Raw genomic sequence first — 21339 nt, 5'->3', positions numbered from 1 at the left:
GCGTCAGAATCAGCGCCGGTAAAATTATTTTCAGGGTTATCGGTCAGCGGCTGCAGCCACCCTGGTGCAGCAATGCACCGTTGCGGTGCTTATCAACAATCCACACAGGGTTGAACCGATTATCCGAGACCTACGGCAACCGTTATTCGAGAATGTCGGCCAAGACCTCGCAGAGCCGTTGAGTCTGCTGGTCGCTGCCGATGGTGATACGCAGGAACTGGTCGATCCGGGGCTGGCGGAAGTGCCGCACAATAATGGATCGTTCCCGCAAGCGGGCGGCCAGCTCCCCGGCATCCCATCCGGGGTGGCGCACAAACAGGAAATTGGCCGCCGACGGCAGCACCTGGAATCCCAGCGTGATCAACTGTTGTGTCAGCTGCTCCCGGGTGGCGATCACCCGTTGGCAGGTTTCGGTGAAATAGACCCGATCCTCGATCGCGGCCACCGCGCCATTAATGGCAAATCGGTCCAGCGGGTATGAGTTGAAGCTGTTTTTGACACGTTCCAGAGCCTCGATCAGCTCGGCGTTGCCGAGCGCAAAACCGACCCGCAACCCCGCCAGGGAGCGCGATTTGGAGAAGGTCTGGATGACCAGCAGGTTGGGATAGCGATTCACCAGAGCAATGGCGGACTCACCGCCAAAATCGATGTAGGCCTCATCCACCACCACCACCGAATCCCGGTTGTTATCCAGGATTGCCTGGATAGCCGTGAGCGGCAGCAACCGGCCGGTGGGCGCATTCGGGTTGGGGAAGATAATCCCGCCATTGGCGATCCGGTAATCATCCGGGTCGATCTCAAACCCTTCCGTGAGCGGCACCTGTTTGAAGGCGATATCGTAGAGTCCGCAATAGACCGGATAAAAACTGTAGGAGATATCCGGGAACAGCAGCGGCGACTCATGTTTCAGCAGCGCCAGAAAGGTGTGGGCCAGCACCTCATCAGAGCCATTACCGACAAATACCTGTGCCGGGGTAAGACCGTGCAGGTCGGCAATTGCCTGCTTCAGCCGCTCGGCATTGGGATCGGGATAGAGCCGCAGGCTCTCCGCCGCCTCTGCCGCCATCGCCTGCAGCGCCAGGGGTGAGGGCGGATAGGGGTTTTCGTTGGTATTGAGCTTGATCAGATCGTTCTGTTTGGGCTGCTCTCCCGGCACATAGGGGGTGAGAGTGTGAACGACCGAACTCCAGTAACGATTCATAACGGGACCTGACGCCATCGCGGGTTGTTTTGTGAGCAGCCGATGATACCGCTAACACGGCAGCGTTCCCAGAGCGGTAGAGTGGTCATGTATCACCGCAGTAAGCCACTTGGTCACTCCCGCATCGACGCTCTCCGGGATCTCTGTCAGAATCACAGCCTTGGAGATAACCGTCCGTACCCTCAGGAGAAGTACCATGTCTGTTCGTTATGCAATCCTTGCCAGCACCCTGTTATTGTCCACCACAGCAGCGGATGCTGCGGATATGCAAATTACCCCCGGCATGTGGGAAGTTCAGATCACATCGAAAATGCCCATGCTACCCCAACCCACGGTCAAGAGTATGCAGCACTGCTTCACCGCCAGCCGGTTGTCTCCAGACAAGATCATGCAAAATGCCAACAACTGCGAGTTCAGCGACGTGCAGGCGAGCAGTTCACAGGTGAGCTGGAAAATGGCCTGCACCGGGCATGGTGGCAACATGACCGGTACCGGCCACTTCGAGTCACAGGGCGACACCATGAACGGCACCCTGCAGATGTTCATGGAGATGCAGGGCCAGCAGATAACGATGGATCATCAGTGGTCGGGCAAGCGCATCGGTGAGTGCAATTAATCAGCCGGGGCCTGTAAACAGGCCCTGAATAACCCGCTCCCGGTTCAGGCATGGCGGCCGACACAGGCCGCCCGCATCCACCAATCGCCCCTCCCCGCATCACTCCCGGCTTCATTTATCAGAAGTTAGATCTACTTCCTAAAATAAATATCATAAAAGTATTGCAATTGCATGATATTGCGTTATTTTTAATATGAACCGCAAAGGAGGCCTGGATATGTTGAAGAAACTGGATACACACATCTGCCATAGCTGTCCGCATGAACTGGTGACCGGCGTCGCCTGCGACTGGCGCCCCATGGATGAGTGCCCCTACATACAGCCGGAAGAGCCGAAAACACGGCGCGCCGGGCTGCATCTGGTGCCGCTTCCGCTCTCCAGCGAGACGGACGCCATTCGCAGCATTGACTGACAACGGGGTTATACCGCCTCCGGGCGCGTTTGCCAGCGACGCGGGTACTAGCACACTCGCCTGAACCGGTCAGGTTAACTCCTGCGGCCACATCCGGTTCATTCGCCCGGAGCAATCTTGCTGATGCGGCAGCGGGCGCTGCGCAGACTGTTTGATCCACTGACAGGGTCAATCTCTTCCGCATCAATCAGGCCATTGTAGTGTCGTCCACCGAAGCCATCACCGGCCTGCCACCAGCCATACTGGGCGCAGACCACATTCCGGTCCAGCGACTCATTGAACCGTGCGCGGGCGCGTATCGAACCCTGCGGCGTCGCGACGACCACCCACTCTCCCTCAGCAATACCGCCGTTAACAGCCGTATCCGGATGCAGTTCCACCAGGGGATCGGGCATGCGCTTGCGCAGTGACGGTACGTTGCGCTGCTGGCTGTGACAGTATTGCACCCATTTGGCCGAGGTCAGTCGCAGCGGATAGGCGGCATCCCTGTCCGAGCCGGAGACGAAGTCCGGCAGAGGATCATGGCCTGCGGCCTCGAAGCGGGAAGCATAGAGCTCCAATCTTCCCGAGGGCGTGGCAAATCCCTGCTGGCGGTATTTCTGATACTGCGTCTCCAGTGCCAGATCGATGCCCTGGGGATGCTGCTGCAGCGTCTCCAGGGTAACCCCGGACGGTTCCAGCAGTTTTTCCAGCGCCTGTTGCATGTCACCACCAAAAAAGTGATCAGCCAGTCCCAGCCTGACGGCCAGCCGAAAGACAATCCAGGTATCGCTTTGCGCCTCCCCTCGGGGCGGAATCACCGCCGGACGCAACTGCAGGTGTGACTCCGCCCGCTGTGAAACCTGGAATCCGGGATAGAGTCCGGATCGCTCCCAGGGGGAAGCGACCGGCAGAATAATGTCGGCATAGACCGCCGTCGGATTCATGAACAGATCGGCATGCACGTAAAATTCCAGCTGCTTCAGGGCCGCCTCCGTGTGTGCCGTCGGCGGTTTGGTCAACTGCGGATTACTGCCGAAGCTGATCAGTGCCTTGACCGGATAGGGTACCTGCTCGACCACTGCCCGGTAGAGATCAAGCGATGTGATCCAGCCCATGGTGCCCGGACCCACCGGACGCTCACTGAATCCCAGCGTCTTCTGGCGCTGTGCCTGATCCAGCAGTTCCAGCCCGAAAAAGTTGGCCACTGCCGGCTTGGCGAAATAGACATTGCCACCGGGAGCGTCAAAGTCGCCGGTCAGGGCGTAGAGCAGGGAGATGGCGCGGGACGTCTGGCTCGCCTGCGGCTGCTGGGCGGTGCCGGTCCAGGTAAAATAACTGACCGGGCCCCGCTCATGCAGCAGACGGGCGGTTTCACGCACCTGTTCGGCACTGATACCGGTGATCTCCGACTGCGCTTCCGGGGCATATTCCCGGCAACGCTCCGCGTAATGCTGAAACACTGGCGAGCAGAGAATCCGACCCTGCAGAGTGGTCACCGGATAGGCGCCGAACAAGGCCGCATCGCCGGCGACTGAAGCATCACAGGAGGCCGCTGAATCCATGATCAGTGGAGCGTCCCGGCGCCTGTCCCACTGCACGTATCGCTGACTGGACCCGCCCGGACGGATATCCGCTTCGGTCAGCAGCCGGCCATTGTCACCCCGCACCAGAAACGGGCCGTTACTCCAGCGGCGAATAAACGTCTGGTCATACCAGCCGTTCTCAATCAGCACATGGGCCAGGGACATGGCCAGGGGGCCGTCACTGCCGGGGCGAACCCGCAGCCACTGGTCCGCCAGCGCGGCCAGCCCCGCCCGGCGGCAGTCGATCACGACCAATCGGGCGCCACGCCGTTTGGCCTGGCGCACCAGATTGGCCTGTGCCAGCCAGGAGGTGGTGGGGTTGAACCCCCACAGCAGGATGCAACCAGTCCGTTCATAATCGGGCATACCGATACCGCCACCCCAGGTATGCATCGGCGTGAAGTCCTTGTGCCAGTTGCAGTTTTCCGTGGCAAACACCATATTGGGCGAACCGTAAGCGTGGGCCAGCCGGTTGATCCAGTTGAAGCTGTCGGCGATCCCGGTGCCACTGGGTGTGGTCACCGAGAATGCCACACTCTCCGGACCCGCACTGGCGGCGAGCTGTTGCAGGCGCTGACTGATGGTCTCGAGCGCCTCATCCCAGCTGATCGGCTGCCATCCGGGATCGGCGGCGCCTTTGGCCCGGGTCCGCTTGAGCGGTGTCAGCAGGCGCTCGCTGCTGTTCACCCACTCCGGTGCGGTACGCCCCTTGATACAGAGGTGCTCACCGGTCGGATGGTCGGGATCGGGATCGACCGCCACCAGTCGGCCATCACGCACCGTGGAGATGCAGCCACAACGCGAGATACAGAGCGCACAATAACCGGGAACCCGTTTTTCCATCTAAAACTTCCTCAGCCGCTGACGCCAAATACCAATTACACCATTACTCTATTCAAGCATACCCTGGCCATCCAAGCCCTTGTGCAAATTAAGCACCCAACCCGATTGCCGTTATACTCTTACCTGTGTGCCTGAATCAGCGGCGCGTTACCCCGGACATCAAACAACCATCGCCCTATGCTGCCACCGCTACCTGACCCGCACGCCATCGCTGTCCTGCTACTGATCGTGGTCGCCCTCTATCTGTTCACCCGGGACAACATCCCGCTGGAGACCTCATCGCTGCTGATTCTGGTCAGCCTGGTGGTCGGATTCGAGGCCTTTCCCTACACGCGCAACGGTATCACGCTGCAGCCGGGTGACTTTTTCAGCGGATTCGGCAATGAGGCACTGGTGGCGATCTGCGCCCTGATGATCGTCGGCCAGGGTCTGGAGACCACCGGGGCGCTCCGACCACTAGCGGCCCTGCTGTCCAAACTCTGGGCCACCCGGCCCCTGCTATCGTTCCTGGCCACCCTGCTTTCCGCCGCCCTGCTCAGCGCATTTCTCAACAACACGCCGATCGTGGTGATGCTGTTGCCCATTCTGATTGGCGTCTCGATCCGCAACAAGCAGTCTTCTTCCGGCATCCTGCTGCCGATGGGCCTCGCCACCCTGCTCGGCGGCATGGCCACCACCATCGGCACCTCCACCAATCTTTTGGTGGTGGGTATCGCCGCAGACCTGGGCCTGCATCATTTCGGCATGTTCGATTTTGCCTTACCGGTGGTGGTTGCCGGCAGTTTTGGGCTGCTCTATCTCTGGCTGGTTGCGCCGCGACTGCTGCCCCCGCGCCAGGCGCTGCTTTCTGATATGTCACCGAGAATTTTTGACGCCCTGCTCCATATCAATCAGGAGAGCTTTGCCAACGGCAAGACCCTGGCTGAGATACTGGAGAAAACCGACCGGCGCATGAAGGTAGACAAGATCCAGCGGGGTCTGGGGCTCAACGTGACCCGCCTGCCGACCGCCGAGCTGCGCGAGGGCGATCGCCTGCTGGTGCGGGACACGCCGGAACTGCTCAAGGAGTACGAACAGCTGTTGGGCGCCACTCTGTATAACGCCACTGATATCGAGAATCCCATTGATGAAGAGCACCCCCTCTCCTCGGAAGGCCAACTGCTGGCCGAGGTGGTGGTTACGGAAGGCTCGCCACTGTATCGCCGCACTCTCAAGGAGCTGCGCTTCGCGGAACACAACAACGTGGTAATCCTGGCGATTCACCGCTCCCAGACCCAGGGCCAGCAGACTATCAAGAAGGGCATGGGGGATGTGCGTCTGGAGAGCGGCGATGTACTGCTGGTGCAGGGCGCAGCGGATCGTATCGAAGCGCTGAAAAGCAGCGGCAAGCTGCTGGTACTGGATGCCTCGGTCTATCTGCCGGAGACCCGCCGGGCACGCCAGGCCCTGCTGATCATGGCGGCAGTGGTCACATTCGCCGCTACCGGTCTGCTGCCGATCGCCACCAGCGCCCTGTGTGGCGTCGGGCTGATGCTGCTGACGCGCTGCCTGGACTGGGAGGATGCCGCCTCCGCCCTGAGCACCCGGGTGATCCTGATCGTCGTGGTGAGCCTGGCGCTCGGCCTGGCGCTGATGCGGACCGGCGGCGCCGAATACATTGCCAGTCTCTATGTCGCCATCTCCACCGGACTGCCGATCAGCGCGGTGCTGGGCGGCCTGATGCTGATGATCGCCATCCTGACCAATGTGGTATCCAACAATGCGGCTGCGGTGATCGGCACCCCAATCGCCATCAGTATTGCCAGTCAACTGGGACTGCCCGCCGAACCCTTCATCTTGTCAGTGCTGTTCGGCGCCAACATGAGTTACGCCACGCCCATGGGCTATCAGACCAACCTGCTGATCTTCAGCGCCGGGGGCTACAGGTTCAGCGACTTCCTGCGGGTCGGCATTCCACTGACACTGATCATGTGGCTGGGACTGTTGAGCATGCTAGTCCTGATGTATGACCTTTAAAAAACGCTCCAGCGCCCCCACCATGGGACCGGTTACATTCAAAAGCACAAAAATCTCACTGACCTGAAGGACCATCCATGATTGAAAGAAACCTCGAGCGGGCGATGTATGCGATGCGCTGGGTGCTCGCGCCCATCTACCTGGGATTGAGCCTGGCCCTGCTCGCCCTTGGTGTAAAGTTTTTCCAGGAGGTGTACCACCTGCTGCCCCAAATCTTCTCGGTCACCGAGACCGACCTGGTGCTGGTGGTGCTGTCGCTGATCGACATGGCGCTGGTGGGCGGCCTGCTGGTGATGGTGATGTTCTCCGGTTATGAGAACTTTGTCTCGCAACTGGATGTTTCGGAAAATACCGAAAAGCTCGCCTGGCTCGGCAAGCTGGATACCAGCAGTCTGAAGAACAAGGTAGCCGCCTCCATCGTGGCAATCTCATCCATCCACCTGTTGAAGATCTTCATGAACGCGGTGAATATTGATAACGACAAGCTGCTCTGGTATGTGATTATTCATTTGACCTTTGTGGCATCAGCCGTCGCCATGGGCCTGCTGGACGTCAAGACCAAACACCACTGATCACGCCTGCATCACTGGTCGCCCTTCATGTGGTGGCGAATTTTGAGGTAGAATCCGCGGCGTATGGGGATGTCCGCATCTGTTCGCCGACATCCGGCTTCCCTGACCTCGTGTAACCAATGGAGAAAAAATGACACAGCCGGAAACGCCAATTGATGCGCTGTCGACACCTGTCGTCAAGGTAAGTAAAAGCGATCTGCCACTTACTTGCCCCAGAACCGACGGCCCAACCACCGGCCTGCACCCGCGTGTCGTCATACCGTTAAAAAAACCCGGGGATGAAGCCAGCTGCCGCTACTGCCGGACCCGTTATCGCCTGGAGGAGTAAACGGCGGTCAAAAACCGGCCGGACCATGTAGGACGTGACGCTGAGGCCGGACCGGCGCCTGCTCAGTTCGTGAGGAGGAAATTCACCGCAGCAGCGGCATGAATAGCGGTCGTATCATAGAGTGGAACCTCCGTCTGTTCCGGCTGTACCAGCAGGGCGATCTCGGTACAGCCAAGGATAACCGCCTCCGCGCCAGCCCGCTGCAGATCAGCGATAATCCGCAGGTATTCGCGCCTGGAGGCCTCGTGGATCTGCCCCAGACACAACTCTGTGTAGATGATTTGATGCACCCGTTCCCGGTCATCCATCTCCGGCACCAGTACATCAATCCCATACCGTTCCTGCAATCGATCCCGGTAAAACGGCTGCTCCATGGTGAAGCGGGTCCCCAGCAGGCCGACCCGCCGGACACCATCAGCCAGCAGTTGCCGGGCTGTAGCATCGGCAATATGTATTAGCGGGATCGACAACACACGTTCAATCCGGTCCGCCACTTTGTGCATGGTATTGGTACAGATAATCAGGCCATCTGCGCCGGCCTGCTCGACTGATCTGGCGGCCCGCACGAGAATATCCGCCGTCGCCTCCCAATCACCCTGGTGCTGGAGCCGCTCGATCTCTTGAAAATCGACACTGTAGAGAATGATTTTGGCCGAGTGCAGCCCACCCAGCGCGGCTTTCACCCCCTGGTTGATCGCACGATAATAACTGACCGTCGACTCCCAGCTCATACCGCCCAGCATGCCTATTGTTTTCATTATCTGTCACCTGCATCCGCTTGTGTGGCAGGAAATCACCGCGCCTGCCCCAGCCTCTGAAAATCGTCGGAATAAATGCAAACAGCTACTTTATCCATCACCAAATATAATACGATGACCGTCGTTCATAAATTTATTATTATTAACCTAATCAGTAAAAACTATTATTACTCCAGTTGAATACCTACTAATCTGCTGGACAATCTTGGTTATCGCAAGACGGGGTCGTCATGACAGAAAACAGTGAGCAGTACCGTATCCAACAGGAGCCTTTCTACCAACCGCAGGGCGATGAAATCGCCCTCTACCAGGCAGCCTACCAGGCGCGCATGCCGGTGATGATCAAGGGGCCGACCGGTTGCGGCAAGTCGCGCTTCATCGAACACATGGCGTGGCGCCTGAAGCGGCCGCTGATCACCGTGGCCTGCAACGAGGATATGACCGCATCCGACCTGGTGGGCCGCTACCTGCTGGACGCGGACGGCACCCGCTGGCTGGATGGTCCGTTGACCGTGGCGGCACGTATCGGCGCCATCTGCTACCTGGACGAGGTGGTGGAGGCGCGCCAGGACACCACCGTGGTGATCCATCCGCTGACCGACCATCGCCGCACCCTGCCGCTGGACAAGAAGGGCGAGGTGGTCGCCGCCCACCCCGACTTTCAGCTGGTAATATCTTACAACCCCGGCTACCAGAGCCTGATGAAGGACCTAAAGCAGTCCACCAAGCAGCGGTTCTCCGCGCTCGATTTCGACTACGCACCCGAGACACTGGAGGTCGAGATCATTTGCCAGGAGACCGGCATCGACAACGACACCGCCGGCAAGCTGGTAAAGGTCGGCCACACCGCCCGCAACCTGAAAGGCCACGGTCTGGATGAGGGCATCTCCACGCGCCTGCTGGTGTACGGTGCCCAGCTGATCAGGCAGGGGGTTGAGCCGACCGCCGCCTGCCGCATGGCACTGGTGCGCCCGATCACCGACGACGCCGATATCCGGGCCACCCTGGATCACGCCATCGACAGCCTGTTCGCCTGACCGGCAAGCAAATGACGGAGACAATCCGCGGGGACCAGCACTGTGAGCATTGAGGAATCCGCCCTTCAGGTCTACCGGGAGCAACTGACCTGCAATTTCCAGCAGCTGGACCTGCTGTTTGGCGACTGCATGGAAGAAGCCGCCGCCAGCCTGAGCGAGGCAGGCATCAAGAGCTATCTGGAAGGCGCCTCCCTGGTCTGCATGATCGGCCGCGGCTTCGAGCCGGTGCTGGTTTATCTGGAGGAGATGCCGCAGGTGGCGGCCCGGCTGGGCGAGCCGGTACTCGGCCTGGTCTCGCAAAGCGTCTGGAAGATCTCCCGCACCCCCAATGGCGCCATCATCCTGCCGTTCCTGCAGACTCTGCCGGAAGCGGCGCGGCGACTCGGCAGCGAGCAACAGCTGGTGCGCTACATCGACATGCTGCTGAACATGTTGGAGCGCACCAGCAGTTCCATCCACGGCGGGCAGGCCACCATTCCCAGCCCGGGTGCCAAGGAGTATCTGCAGCAGATGCCCTATCTGCTGAACCAGCTCTCCCTGGAGGGGATACGCAACTGGACCGAGTACGGCATTCGCAACTACTCCAACCACCCCGAGCGGCAGAAGGACTTCTTCAGCCTGCAGTCCGCCGACAGCCGCGCCATGCTGCAACGGGAGCGCCACGGTACCCTGTTTGCCGATCATGAACGCCAGCTCGATCTCTACCTGCGCGCCCTGTGGCAGGACAAGGACCACCTGGTCCCCTACTCCACTGCCTTCGACGAACTGCGCAAGCCGATCCCCTACTACGACTCCCTCGGCATCCGCCTGCCGGACGTGTTCGATGATACGGAAAGCGGCGTACCCGGCATCGACCGCTATCGTGCGGTGCTGGCCCATATCGCGGCCCACCGCCGCTGGAGCCACTTCATCTTTGCCGACAACTTCAGCCCGTTCCAGCGCATCGCCATCGAGCTGCTGGAGGATTCGCGGGTGGAATACCTGGCCATGCAGCAGTATCCCGGTCTGCGGCAGCTGTGGCTGGCGCTGCACCCGGTGCCGATCGAGGGCGAGTGCGACCCGGAGAAGGAGTCCTGTATCCGCCACCGCCTGGCCATGCTCTCCTACGCGATTCTCAATCCGCACCACAGCTACCGCAACCCGGATATTCTCGACGCGGTGGCACAGTTCCATGAACTGATGCTGGCCGGCGAGACCAGCACCCAGGCGATCGTGCCGCTGGCAATCTCCTTTATCGCCCGCACCCGGATCCAGAATGACCAGGCCCCCAACGTCTACTTCAAGAACACCGTGGTGGAATACCGGGATGATAACCGTCACCTGTGGAAGTTCATCGAGGAGGGGGACGAGGAGGAGCAGTTCGAGGTGGAGCGCAAGAAGATTGAGCAGGAGCCGCTGAACACCCTGCCGCCGCGCCACTATCCCGAGTGGGACTACAAGACCCAGACCTACCGTCCCGACTGGGTCAGTCTGTATGAATCGTTACATCCACCAGGCGATGCCAAATTAATCGATGATCTGTTGACCAAGCACAGCGCCCTGGCCAAGCAGCTGGAGCGCATTCTCGACCTGCTGAAACCGCAGCAGTATGTGCGGGTGCGCTATCAGGAAGAGGGTAGCGAGCTGGACCTGGATGTGGCGATCCGCTCCCTGGTCGATTTCAAGGGCGGCGCGACACCGGACACGCGGATCAACATGAGCCATCGGCACGACGGCCGCGACATCGCGGTCATGCTGCTGCTGGATCTGTCGCAATCCCTGCACCAGGTGCCGGAGGGGTGCGAGCAGAGCATCCTGCAACTGAGCCAGGAGGCGGTGGCGCTGCTGGCCTGGGCCATCGACCGGCTGGGGGACAGTTTCGCCATTGCCGGTTTCTCCTCCAACACCCGGCATGAAGTGCGCTATCAGCACATCAAGGGCTACAGCGAGAGCTGGAACGATCAGGTAAAGGCGCGGCTGGCGGCCATGGAGGCCGGCTACTCCACCCGCATGGGGGCGGCGATGCGCCACGCCGGCCACTACCTGGGTAATCGCCAGGCGGAGAAAAAACTGCTGCTGATCCTCACGGATGGCGAGCCCTCCGATATCGACGTCCAGGATGAGCGGTTGCTGATCGAGGATGCGCGCAAGGCGGTCCAGGAGCTGGACCGGGACAACATCTACACCTACTGCATCAACCTCGACCCCAGGGCGGATGAGTATGTCAGCGATATCTTCGGTAAACAGTACAGCGTCATCGACCGGGTGGAGAAACTGCCGGCCAAACTGCCGGAACTGTTCCTCTCCCTGACCCGCTAAATCAACAGCCCACAAACGACCAAACCCCGCCGGGAGCTACCCGCCGGGGTTTGGCCAATCACATGCAGATGTCACAGGAGGGAGTACTGCCCTGCGACCTGCATACGACCGATCAGTTGGCCGGAGCCGTGGTGGTCACCACCTCGAACTTGGCGAATTCAGCCGGGTCCAGCTGACCATCCTTGTTCACATCCAGCACCTCCCACTGCTCACTCAGACCCGGAATGGCCTTGGCCTCTTCCTGGCTCAGGGTACCGTTGTTATCGGTATCCAGCACCACGTCGGTTTTGCTTTCTGCCGCAATCACCGCAGCCGCAGCCAGGGAAGCAAACAGTAGGGTCATAATCTTCTTGGTCATAGGGAACTCCATTTATCAATAGTTGCAACATTAGGCCGGCTGCCTCGGCGCAGTCAGCTACTCGGACTAGAGCAAATGGAATGCCAACTTATAGTTTTCTATATATTTCATTCAGTTAAATACTACACGGCGAGAGACAGAGCGGCACAAACGAATAATCTGTTGCCGATCGGCAACAGCAGAACAGAGCCGACACCGTAGGTGGTTGAAATTCCACCACTCTGGCTGTTGCCGAATGGCAACATCGCGGGGCACTCCCTGTCGGCACCGACTTGGCTAATCGGCTCCCGTATCCTGCTTGAACCTTGCCGGCTCCAGGTGATGGCGTTTGAGCAACTTATAAAACTCGGTGCGGTTGCGTTTGGCGAGCCGGGCCGCCTGGCTTACATTGCCATTGACCCGCTGCAGCAGCTCCACCAGATACTCACGCTCAAACTGTTCCCGCGCCTCCTGGAATCCCGGCAACAAGGCGGCCTTCTCCTTAAACGCCTTCTCAACTTGCTTGACGGGTATAATCGGCGTACTGGAGAGCGCCGTCAGCTGTTCCACCACGTTCTGCAACTGGCGCACATTCCCCGGCCAGTCATATTGCACCAGGGCATTCAGCGCCTCCGCCGAAAAACCCTTGACCCGATTGCCGTAGCGGGGGCTGAGCCGTGCCAAAAAGTGGCTGGCCAGCAGCGGGATATCTTCCCGCCGCTCACGGAGCGGGGGCAGCGTAAGGGTGACCACATTCAGTCGATAGTAGAGATCCTGGCGAAAGTCCCCCTCTTCCACCAGCACATCCAGATCATGATGACTGGCCGAGATGATACGCACATCCACCGGAATATCCTGGTTGGCGCCCACCGGCCTTATACGCTGCTCCTGCAGGGCCCGCAGCAGTTTTACCTGGAACAGCGCCGGCATGTCACCGATCTCATCCAGAAACAGGGTGCCGCCATCGGCACTGCGGAACAATCCATCCCGCGATGAGACGGCGCCACTGAAGGCCCCCCGTACATGCCCAAACAGCTCCGACTCCAGCAGTTCCGCCGGGATGGCGCTGCAGTTGACGGCCACGAAGGGCGCTGTGGCACGCGGACTGACCTGGTGCACCGCCCGGGCAATCAACTCCTTGCCAGTGCCACTCTCACCATGAATAAACAGGCTGGCATCACCCTGGGAGACACGCTGCACCTCCTGCAGCAGCTGCTCCATCGACTGACTGCGGGTAATAATCTCAGCGCGCCAATCCTGCTCAACCGAGGATTCATCATCTCCCTGTGGCCAGCCACCCAGCCGCAGCGCCTGCTCCACCTGGGCGATCAGCTCCTTGCTGTCGAAGGGCTTGGTTAAAAAACCAAATACCCCCTGACGGGTCGCTTCCACCGCCTCGGCAATTGTGCCGTGGGCTGTCAGGATAATCACCGGCAACAGCGGATAGTACTGTTGCAGATAACGGAACAGCGCCAGCCCATCCATCTCCCCCATACGCAGATCCGTCACCACCAGATGGGGCTTGAACTGGGGTACCAGACCCACAGCCTGCTCGCCACTGTCCGCGCACTCGACCGATAATCCAATCGCAGTCAGGCGCAGAGAGAGTAGTCGCAGCAGACTCGGATCATCATCGACCAGTAGCACCCGCTGGTTTTGTGACGGTGGGGTTTGTCCCTTGCTGTTTTTCATCAAGCCTCTGGTTAATACTGGTTTCGATGTGTTTCAGATCACGCAACTGGTTCTCCAACAGGCGTTTGGCCTCAGCAACCTGGGCGAGTCTCTCCTCCAGTCTCCTCTGCTCCGCCACCGCCTTGCTGAGCTGTTGACGCTGACGCTGCTGTCGTTGCAACAGGCTGATCTGATAATAGGCGAGCCAGCCCGTCTCGCGCGAGACAAAACGCTGCTCCAGCAGATGATTGATCAGGGTAATCGCCTCTCCCGGCTCTCCACAGCCTTCCACCTGACTGATTGCGGTGGCCAGATACCAGCCGGTCCAGAGATCCCCGTCACGGCTGAGGGACTGACGCATCGCACCACACAGGATCAACTGATCCTGGCGCGTATGAACTTGAAAACGATTGGAAAAGTCTATCAGATTCCGCAACGCCCCTCCTGATGTATCCGCCGCCGCTTCAGTTACCCGTGCAGGAGCATCGTTTCGGGTCAACGGTTGCTGACACCCCGACAACATCAGGAGACAAAGCCAGCAGATCCACTTCATTGCGTCACCTCCGATATTCTTCGCTGCGTCAAAGGCAACTCCAGGCAGATCCGGGCACCCGAATATTCGTCCGTCGCCGCCAACAAGGTGATCCTGCCCCGGTGGCGCAGGACGGTATCATTCACCAGGGCAAGCCCCAGACCAGACCCCTTGACACTGGAGCGCCCGACACTCTTCCCCTGATAAAATTCCTGAAAAACAAAAGGCTGATCTTCCGGTGAGATCCCCTCTCCCTGGTCTTCTATTAAAAAAATGCTGGTACCCTCATGAACCGACAGGCCGAGACTGATCCGCCCTCCGTCCGGTGAAAACTTGATTGCATTGCTCAACAGATTACCCAACGCCATCCTGATCGCCTCCCTGTCACCCTTTACGGTTACTGGCTCCAATTCATCAACAATCTGCAGCCGCCGGTTTCGCACCAGCAGCCGGTAGTCATCCAGCAATTTTCTCAGCAGCTGCGCCAGATCAAAATCATTCGGCTCAGCCAGGGTGCGCTGGTTGGCCAGGCGCTGATATTCCAGCAGGTTTTCCACCAACCCATTCAGCTGCAGCGCACCGATGGTCATCAATTGCACGATTTCACGTTGCTCCTGGTTCAACTCACCCACCACCTCATCCTCCAGCAGATCGGCACCTTCCCGCAGTGTTGCAAGGGGGGTCTTCAGTTCGTGGGAAATATTGCGGATAAACTGCTGCTTCTCTCCTTCCAACGCCTTCAGCCGCTGCCGCATCCAGTCCAGATGGCGACCCAGATCCTCCAGATCACTGGGTCCGTTTATCACGATGGGCCGGTCAAACCGTCCCGCACCCAGCTCACTGATTACCCGTTCGATACGCTTGATCGGCCGAGTCATAAGATAGACGAACAGCAGTCCCAGAATCAGCGCCAGCGGCAGGGCCAGCAGTGCCCACTGCAGCATGGAGTGACGTACCCGGTCAGCCTCACGAGCCAAGGCCTCAGCCTCTATACCCACCTGTCGGCCACCGGTATGTAATAACGCGCGCGCCTGCAGTGTCAGGGTAGCGTAGCCCTGCAGATCATCTGCTGTCAGGGCTGCCCCGGCCTTGGTAATCTTCGTCTGTATGTGTTGAAACATCCCCTGTTCAGCCGCCACCAGGCCTTTCAGCGGGATGCGCAGATTATTCGGCAATCCGTCAAAGCGCAGCCCCCGGGCCACCTCGACAAAGGAGTCATGGTGCTGCCGATACACCTGGAGCAGTTCCGGATCCTTCAATATTTGAAACTGCCGTATGCCGCGTTCCATGGATACCAGGCGTTCCAGCAATGTGCGGCCGCCCTCATTGGCACTTACCGTCTGGAACAACGCCTGTTGACTCTTCTCGGTATACCGGCTCACCGACAACAGACCCGATATCAGCGCCATCACCAGGGGCAGGGTAACCAGCAGAAATCCGAACAGCGACCAGTGATAGAGCGAACCGGTCGGAATACGCCTGTCGGTTGCCGACACCATCGGCTCAACTTCTGGCATCACGTGGACCCGGGTTTACCATCGGGCGACCGACGGTCACAACGATAGACATCATTCAAAGGAACTCCCTGCCATCCCTGCTGCCTTACCCGGTCGTGCATCTGGTTGGAAAAGCTGGCAGCATAGGGAATAGTCAACAGATTGAGTATAGAGCAGTTCGCAGATCCGGCTATTGCCGGGGTTGGCAAATCAGAGTAGATATAAAACTGCGAGTCCGTTCACTATCCGCACCACCGTCGTATGAGGTAAAAAGGGAAGCATGAGTAGAAGCAAAACCCTGCTGCTGGGATTGAGCGGATTTGTACTGATTCTTGCGCTCGCCTTTTATAATGGGACAGAGAAGATCGAGCAAGACCTGAAATTGCGGGGAGAAACCGCATTGGCAGAAAACAAGCTGCAATGGGTGAACCTTGAGGTCGATGGGCGCAATCTGCGCCTGCAGGGAGAGGCGCCATCGAATAAAACGGCAGACCAGGCTCTACATCTGCTTGAAGCACTTGAAGGCGTCAACCGTGTGATTGACGAATTCACCATTCTGGCCGGCAACGACGGCACCACCACATTACCGGTCGACGCGGCCGCCTGGTCATCCAGCATCAAGGAGCGCTGATGCCGGGATCGACGGAAATCGGCTTATGCCGCGCTGCCGCCGGCTGGGCACCACCGCGCGGCACGGCCAAGAGATAGATTGATGAGTTACCTTTTTTTTCAGATTCTCATTTGGATACTGCTGGCATTCGGGCTGGGCGGCATCGTCGGCTGGCTGCTGCGCGGTTTTACCCACGCCTTTCAGGATGACGAAAAGGGCGATGGAGAAACTATTGGCCACGGCGATGACCATATTATTGTGTCACTGCTTCGATCGGAGCTGAGCAGCCATAAAAAACGCCTGCGTGAGCTGGAATCAGCCACCAATACCAGCAAACCGGATACGGAAAAGCCGAAGCGGGAGATCACCGACGACTGGCGCCCTGCCGCGCTGGCGGAACCAAAAGGACAAATGGATGATCTCAAGAAGGTTCGCGGCATAGGCCCGAAGATCGAGCAGACCCTGCACAATCTGGGGATCTTCCACTATGAACAGATTGCCGGCCTGAGTCGGGAAAATATCCTCTGGCTAAATCACCATCTGCACTTCCCCGGCCGCATTGAACGGGAACAGTGGGTTGAGCAGACCCGGGAGCTGGTAAAGCAGCGGATTGACCAGCCTGAGACAGCCTGATCCTCGCCAATAATCACCACAATCATTGTCGCTGCCAGCAGAGAATGCGGTTATTGGCCGGCATTTCGAAGTCCTGAATCAATGCCATGCCGGCGGCGCTGGCCAGACGGTCCAGGGCTTCGAAATCCCGCACGCCCATGGCCGGGTCCCGCTGCTTCAGCCAGCCATCGAAGCGGGCGTTGCTGGCGCTGGTAAACCGGCCCTGGTAGTTGAACGGACCGTAGAGGGCAAACAGACCACCCGTCGGGAGCAACCCGCCGACACCGGCAAACATCGCCTCCACCTCCGGCCAATGCATGATATGTGCAGTATTGGCGGAAAATACCGCTTCCACGTCCAGCGCGGGCCAAACGGAGCGGGCCACATCCAGTTGCAGCGGCGGGCGGACATTGGGCAGTGCCGCCTCCTCCAGCCAGAGGCGGATACCGTCGTGGTACTCCAGGCAGTCGCTGGTGTGCCAGGTAAGGTGCGGCATGGCGGCGGCGAAGTAGACGGCATGTTGCCCGGTACCGCTGCCGATCTCCAGCACCCGACTCAGCTCCGCAAACAACGGCTGGATCACCGACAGGATCGGATCACGATTCTGGTCACAGGACTCGGCATAGGGCTTCATTCTCTCTCCTCGGACCGGCCTGTCACTCCGCCAGCCCCTCACGATAGGGATTCGACGACTGCAACTGCTCCAGATAAGCGGCAATCGCCGCCTGTTCATGCTCGGTATAGCGGGCAATCGGATCGCGAAAACCGTCATCGCTGATCCAGTGGCTTGACCGGGTCAGGGTAGGAACGAAGCCCCGGGAAAGCTTGTGTTCCCCTTGGGCGCCCGGTTCGAAACAGCTCAACCCCTGGTCGATACAGTGTTCAATACCCTGGTAGTAGCAAGCCTCGAAATGAAGCCCGTCCACCCACCGGTCGGCACCCCAGTGGCGACCGAAGAGTGTGGTGTCACTCTGGTACATCAGCGAACCGGCTATGCACTCACCCTCCAGGTCTGCCAGTACCAGCAGCACCCGGTCCGGCAACTGTTCAGCCACCTGCCGAAAGAAGGCGTAATTAAGCGTCGCCATCCCCCACTTCTCACTGAATGTCTTGTTGTAAAAATGGGTAAACTGCCGCCAGTCCTGATCTGTGGCCGTGTGTCCATTCAAGCGGCGTAGCGTCACCCCTGCATCAGCCACCCGCCGTCGCTCCTGACGGATGTTCTTACGCTTCTTGGCGATCAGACTGGCCAGAAACCGGTCAAAATCCGGGTAACCGTGATTATGCCAGTGAAACTGAACATCGTGGCGGGTCAACAGACCCTGACCCGCCAGAAACTCAAACCCCTCCGGGCTGGGAAACAGGCAGTGGAAACTGCTGGCACCCATCTGCCCGGCCAGTTGCAACACTGTTTCCAGCAGCAGGGGAAACAACTCAGACTCCCGACCAGGCAGTGCCAGCAGTCGCTGGCCCGAGGCCGGCGTATAGGGAACCGCCGAAACCAGCTTGGGAAAATATGCCATGCCGGCGCGTTGATAGGCGTCAGCCCAGGCGTTGTCAAACACGAACTCACCATAGGAGTTGTACTTTTCGTACAGCGGCATGGCTGCCACCAGATGATCGTCGCGATACACACCGATATGTCGCGGTAGCCAGCCAAACCGCTCACCGACACAACCCTGCTGCTCCATGGCATGCAGGAACTCATGGCGGATCAGGGGATTGTTATCCCGCACCAGCCCGTTCCACTCTGCGGCGGGTATTTCACCGATACTGCTGTGAATGGCTATCTGCAACCTGACCACTTCCAAATCATATTTCCACTACCCGGAATGTAGCAGCGGGTCAGCCGGTTGAATACCGGTGAAAACTGATGATTATAGGCAAGAGATCAGAGTCGGGCCGGTTTATATCAATGCCCAATCCAATTTGGCTCCACCCCGGTATATCAGATCAGAACGGCACACTCGGCCAGTCCGCTTCATCCTCATCGATCACCTCAGCCTCCCCGGCACCGGCCTTTACCCACTGCTGCATCGCCGGGCTCTCAAACAGCGTACGGGCATAGACCGTGGAGACCGCGTCCAGTGGTATCTCATAACTCAGCAGACGCATTACCACCGGTGCATACATGCAGTCAGCGGCACTGAACTCCCCAAACAACCAGGGGCCAGAAGCGCCATAACGCTCACGGCAGAATTGCCACAAGCCCAACACCCGGTCGATATCCCGCTGCGCCTCGGGCCCCGGCTCAAATCCCGGGAAGCGCCGACGACAATTCATCGGCAGTTCGCCGCGCAGCCCGAAAAAACCGGAGTGCATCTCGGCGCAGACCGAGCGGGCCACCGCCCGGGCAGAACGCTCTTCCGGCCAACCCCGGGTCTCGGGAAAACGCTCCACCAGATACTCCAGAATCGCCAGCGAATCCCACACCTCCAGATCTTCATCGATCAGTATCGGCACCTTGTTGTCCGAGAAATGCATCGCCAGATCCCGTTCCGTGCTGTCGGTAGAAAGCTTGATCTTCCTGGTCTTGAACGGGATCGCATGATGGGCCAGAAAAAGCCACGGCCGCAGGGACCAGGAAGAGTAGTTCTGATTGCCGATTACCAGTGTCAGTTCCGTCATAACGCCGCCTCGTTCAAGCTGATGCCATATCCGACAGCATACACAAGCCCTCCCCCGGTGTCAGGGACGCCTGTTGCCGGAATGGATTACACTATACAATCATCGGCTTACTTTTATTTTCCACAAGAGAGAGACCATGCGCCACGAAACCGACGACCTTCGCATCGCCGCCATTAAAGAGTTGGTAGCCCCGGCTGAACTACTGGCAGAGTTCCCCGTTAGCGATGCGGTTGCCGATACGGTGTTTAACGCACGACGCGAGATACACCGCATTTTGCATGACGAAGATGACCGGGTACTGGCGATCGTTGGCCCCTGTTCGGTACATGATCCGGCAGCCGCGCGTGATTATGCGGCAAAACTGAACAAGTTGCGTGAGGAGCTTGCAGACGATCTGCTGATCGTCATGCGGGTCTATTTTGAGAAGCCGCGCACCACCGTCGGCTGGAAGGGACTGATCAATGATCCAGACCTGGACGGCACCTTCCATATCAACAAGGGGCTGCGTCTGGCACGCCAGCTGCTGCTGGATGTCAACAGCATGGGACTGCCTGCCGGCACCGAATTTCTCGACCTGATCAGTCCCCAGTACATAGCCGACCTGGTGAGTTGGGGCGCCATCGGCGCACGCACCACGGAGAGCCAGGGGCATCGGGAGCTGGCCTCAGGCCTCTCCTGCCCGGTCGGCTTCAAGAACGGCACCAACGGCACCCTGCGCATCGCCCTGGACGCAATCCGCGCCGCCTCCCAGCCGCACTGTTTCCTGTCGGTAACCAAGGAGCGCCACTCCGCCATCTTCACCACCACCGGCAATGAGGATTGCCATGTGATCCTGCGCGGCGGCACTCGTCCAAATTATGACACCGAAAGTATCAACATTGCCTCGGAAGAGATGGAGCAGTCCGGATTCAAACCGCGTGTAATGATCGATTTCAGCCACGCCAACTCGCGCAAGCGGCACCAGAAACAGATTGATGTGGGCCATGATGTGGCCGGCCAGATCGCCCGTGGCGACCGGCGCATCAACGGCGTCATGATCGAGAGCTTCCTGGAGGCGGGACGCCAGGAGTGGCGCGCCGACGAGGAGCTGGTGTACGGCCAGAGTATCACCGATGCCTGCATCAGCTGGGAAGACACCGAACCCCTGCTGCGCACCCTGGCCGAGGCGGTGCGCCAGCGCCGCACACGCCACAGTAGCTGACGCACAACCCCGGGTCGTCACGCCACGGCGCGAAGACCCGGGGTTTCGCTGGCCTGCTTATTCGTTCTCCGGACGCCTATTTCTCGTCAAAACCGGCGGCGTGATACCAGCGCCGGGCCTCTTCCGGGTCCTGCTCGACGCCCTCGCCCGTCTCATACATCATCGCCAGGGTAGTCTGGGAACCGACCAGCCCCTGCTCGGCGGCTTTGGTGAACCACTCCACCGCCTTGGCGCCGTTCTTCTCCACGCACTCACCCTCCATGTACATAAAACCCAGGCCATGCTGTGCCAGCGCCATACCACTCTCGGCTGCCGCCTTCATATACTTGTAGGCCATCAGCTGATTGACTGTCATACCCAGTCCATTCTGAGCCATGATGGCCATGCGGTACTGGGCCTCAGAATTGCCGTTTTCGGCCAGACCCGACAACAACTTGGTGGCACTGGCGAAATGCTTCGACTCAAAAGCCGCGATTCCGCTGCCCAGTTCCATATCCAGCTGTTCATCATTACTGCTCATTGTCTACCTCCGGTTTATCCGGGCTCATACCCCATCACTGACGGCTTCGCCCATGGTTATTTGTAGTCATACGATCCGGCCACCGG

At 59.1% G+C, this 21339-nt stretch carries 21 protein-coding genes; 10 read left to right on the top strand and 11 right to left on the bottom strand.

All coding sequences use genetic code 11. From position 1 onward, the window contains the following. Positions 1-142: 142 nt before the first annotated feature. On the bottom strand, positions 143-1201 hold the full coding sequence (hisC, locus tag A3GO_RS0102465; protein WP_029132055.1) for a histidinol-phosphate transaminase: 1059 nt from the start codon (positions 1199-1201) through the stop codon (positions 143-145). Positions 1202-1397: 196 nt separating this feature from the next. Here hisC and A3GO_RS0102455 point away from each other — a divergent pair, with 196 nt between their 5' ends. Further along, the gene (locus A3GO_RS0102455) at positions 1398-1817 is read left to right on the top strand and encodes a DUF3617 domain-containing protein (RefSeq protein WP_029132054.1); all 420 of its coding nucleotides are present in this window, start codon (positions 1398-1400) and stop codon (positions 1815-1817) included. Positions 1818-2034: 217 nt separating this feature from the next. Then, positions 2035-2229 carry a hypothetical protein gene (locus A3GO_RS0102450; protein WP_029132053.1) on the top strand — a complete coding sequence of 65 codons (195 nt, stop codon included), beginning with the start codon at positions 2035-2037 and terminating at the stop codon, positions 2227-2229. Between the two features lie 98 nt (positions 2230-2327). Here A3GO_RS0102450 and A3GO_RS0102445 read toward each other — a convergent pair whose 3' ends face one another. Beyond that, positions 2328-4637 (bottom strand): molybdopterin-containing oxidoreductase family protein, encoded by a 2310-nt coding sequence (locus A3GO_RS0102445; RefSeq protein ID WP_029132052.1) that lies wholly within the window; start codon positions 4635-4637, stop codon positions 2328-2330. A gap of 177 nt (positions 4638-4814) precedes the next feature. On the opposite strand from A3GO_RS0102445, the gene A3GO_RS0102440 reads away from it, so the two are divergent. The 3 genes from A3GO_RS0102440 (at position 4815) to A3GO_RS25625 (ending at position 7553) form a co-directional block, all read left to right on the top strand. After that, complete coding sequence (locus tag A3GO_RS0102440) at positions 4815-6653, top strand: SLC13 family permease (protein ID WP_029132051.1); 1839 nt, start codon at positions 4815-4817, stop codon at positions 6651-6653. 77 nt (positions 6654-6730) lie between these two features. Further along, a complete protein-coding gene (locus A3GO_RS0102435) occupies positions 6731-7225 on the top strand; it encodes a TIGR00645 family protein (protein ID WP_442985396.1) in 495 nt (164 codons plus the stop codon). A 130-nt stretch (positions 7226-7355) separates the two neighbouring features. Then, entirely contained in the window at positions 7356-7553 is a 198-nt protein-coding gene (locus tag A3GO_RS25625) for a zinc-finger domain-containing protein (RefSeq protein WP_084609682.1), read from the top strand. A gap of 62 nt (positions 7554-7615) precedes the next feature. Here A3GO_RS25625 and A3GO_RS0102430 read toward each other — a convergent pair whose 3' ends face one another. Further along, entirely contained in the window at positions 7616-8311 is a 696-nt protein-coding gene (locus tag A3GO_RS0102430; RefSeq protein ID WP_029132049.1) for an aspartate/glutamate racemase family protein, read from the bottom strand. Positions 8312-8541: 230 nt separating this feature from the next. Between A3GO_RS0102430 and A3GO_RS0102425 the strand changes: the two genes are divergently transcribed. Next, entirely contained in the window at positions 8542-9348 is an 807-nt protein-coding gene (locus A3GO_RS0102425) for a CbbQ/NirQ/NorQ/GpvN family protein (protein ID WP_029132048.1), read from the top strand. 42 nt (positions 9349-9390) lie between these two features. Continuing rightward, positions 9391-11646, top strand: coding sequence for a nitric oxide reductase activation protein NorD (locus tag A3GO_RS0102420; protein WP_029132047.1), 2256 nt, complete (start codon positions 9391-9393; stop codon positions 11644-11646). Between the two features lie 112 nt (positions 11647-11758). On the opposite strand, the gene A3GO_RS0102415 is transcribed toward A3GO_RS0102420, so the two are convergent. The 4 genes from A3GO_RS0102415 to A3GO_RS22215 form a co-directional block, all read right to left on the bottom strand. Next, a complete protein-coding gene (locus tag A3GO_RS0102415) occupies positions 11759-12004 on the bottom strand; it encodes an EF-hand domain-containing protein (RefSeq protein ID WP_029132046.1) in 246 nt (81 codons plus the stop codon). A 276-nt stretch (positions 12005-12280) separates the two neighbouring features. After that, a complete protein-coding gene (locus tag A3GO_RS0102410) occupies positions 12281-13675 on the bottom strand; it encodes a sigma 54-interacting transcriptional regulator (RefSeq protein ID WP_051301761.1) in 1395 nt (464 codons plus the stop codon). Next, positions 13614-14207, bottom strand: a complete 594-nt coding sequence (locus A3GO_RS0102405) for a hypothetical protein (RefSeq protein ID WP_169720354.1) — start codon at positions 14205-14207, stop codon at positions 13614-13616. The genes A3GO_RS0102410 and A3GO_RS0102405 overlap by 62 nt, the downstream gene beginning before the upstream one ends. Beyond that, complete coding sequence (locus A3GO_RS22215) at positions 14204-15703, bottom strand: sensor histidine kinase (RefSeq protein WP_084609678.1); 1500 nt, start codon at positions 15701-15703, stop codon at positions 14204-14206. Before A3GO_RS22215 ends, A3GO_RS0102405 begins: the two co-directional genes overlap by 4 nt. Before the next feature lie 259 nt (positions 15704-15962). On the opposite strand from A3GO_RS22215, the gene A3GO_RS0102395 reads away from it, so the two are divergent. Beyond that, a complete protein-coding gene (locus A3GO_RS0102395) occupies positions 15963-16313 on the top strand; it encodes a BON domain-containing protein (protein WP_029132043.1) in 351 nt (116 codons plus the stop codon). 81 nt (positions 16314-16394) lie between these two features. After that, positions 16395-16925 (top strand): DUF1049 domain-containing protein, encoded by a 531-nt coding sequence (locus tag A3GO_RS25140; protein WP_029132042.1) that lies wholly within the window; start codon positions 16395-16397, stop codon positions 16923-16925. Between the two features lie 22 nt (positions 16926-16947). On the opposite strand, the gene A3GO_RS0102385 is transcribed toward A3GO_RS25140, so the two are convergent. The 3 genes from A3GO_RS0102385 to A3GO_RS0102375 all read right to left on the bottom strand — a co-directional run bounded on the left by A3GO_RS0102385 (position 16948) and on the right by A3GO_RS0102375 (position 19532). Beyond that, positions 16948-17538 (bottom strand): DUF938 domain-containing protein, encoded by a 591-nt coding sequence (locus tag A3GO_RS0102385; RefSeq protein ID WP_029132041.1) that lies wholly within the window; start codon positions 17536-17538, stop codon positions 16948-16950. Between the two features lie 22 nt (positions 17539-17560). Continuing rightward, positions 17561-18709, bottom strand: a complete 1149-nt coding sequence (locus A3GO_RS0102380) for a GNAT family N-acetyltransferase (RefSeq protein ID WP_245621651.1) — start codon at positions 18707-18709, stop codon at positions 17561-17563. 148 nt (positions 18710-18857) lie between these two features. Next, the gene (locus A3GO_RS0102375) at positions 18858-19532 is read right to left on the bottom strand and encodes a glutathione S-transferase family protein (protein ID WP_029132039.1); all 675 of its coding nucleotides are present in this window, start codon (positions 19530-19532) and stop codon (positions 18858-18860) included. Between the two features lie 136 nt (positions 19533-19668). On the opposite strand from A3GO_RS0102375, the gene aroG reads away from it, so the two are divergent. Beyond that, positions 19669-20733 (top strand): 3-deoxy-7-phosphoheptulonate synthase AroG, encoded by a 1065-nt coding sequence (gene aroG / locus A3GO_RS0102370; RefSeq protein ID WP_029132038.1) that lies wholly within the window; start codon positions 19669-19671, stop codon positions 20731-20733. Between the two features lie 76 nt (positions 20734-20809). Here aroG and A3GO_RS0102365 read toward each other — a convergent pair whose 3' ends face one another. Further along, positions 20810-21253, bottom strand: coding sequence for a tetratricopeptide repeat protein (locus A3GO_RS0102365; protein WP_029132037.1), 444 nt, complete (start codon positions 21251-21253; stop codon positions 20810-20812). Positions 21254-21339: the final 86 nt, after the last annotated feature.

Origin of the sequence: Sedimenticola selenatireducens DSM 17993 (assembly GCF_000428045.1) — a bacterium.
GTDB lineage: Bacteria > Pseudomonadota > Gammaproteobacteria > Chromatiales > Chromatiaceae > Sedimenticola > Sedimenticola selenatireducens.
This window is presented reverse-complemented; position numbering and strand designations above follow the sequence as displayed.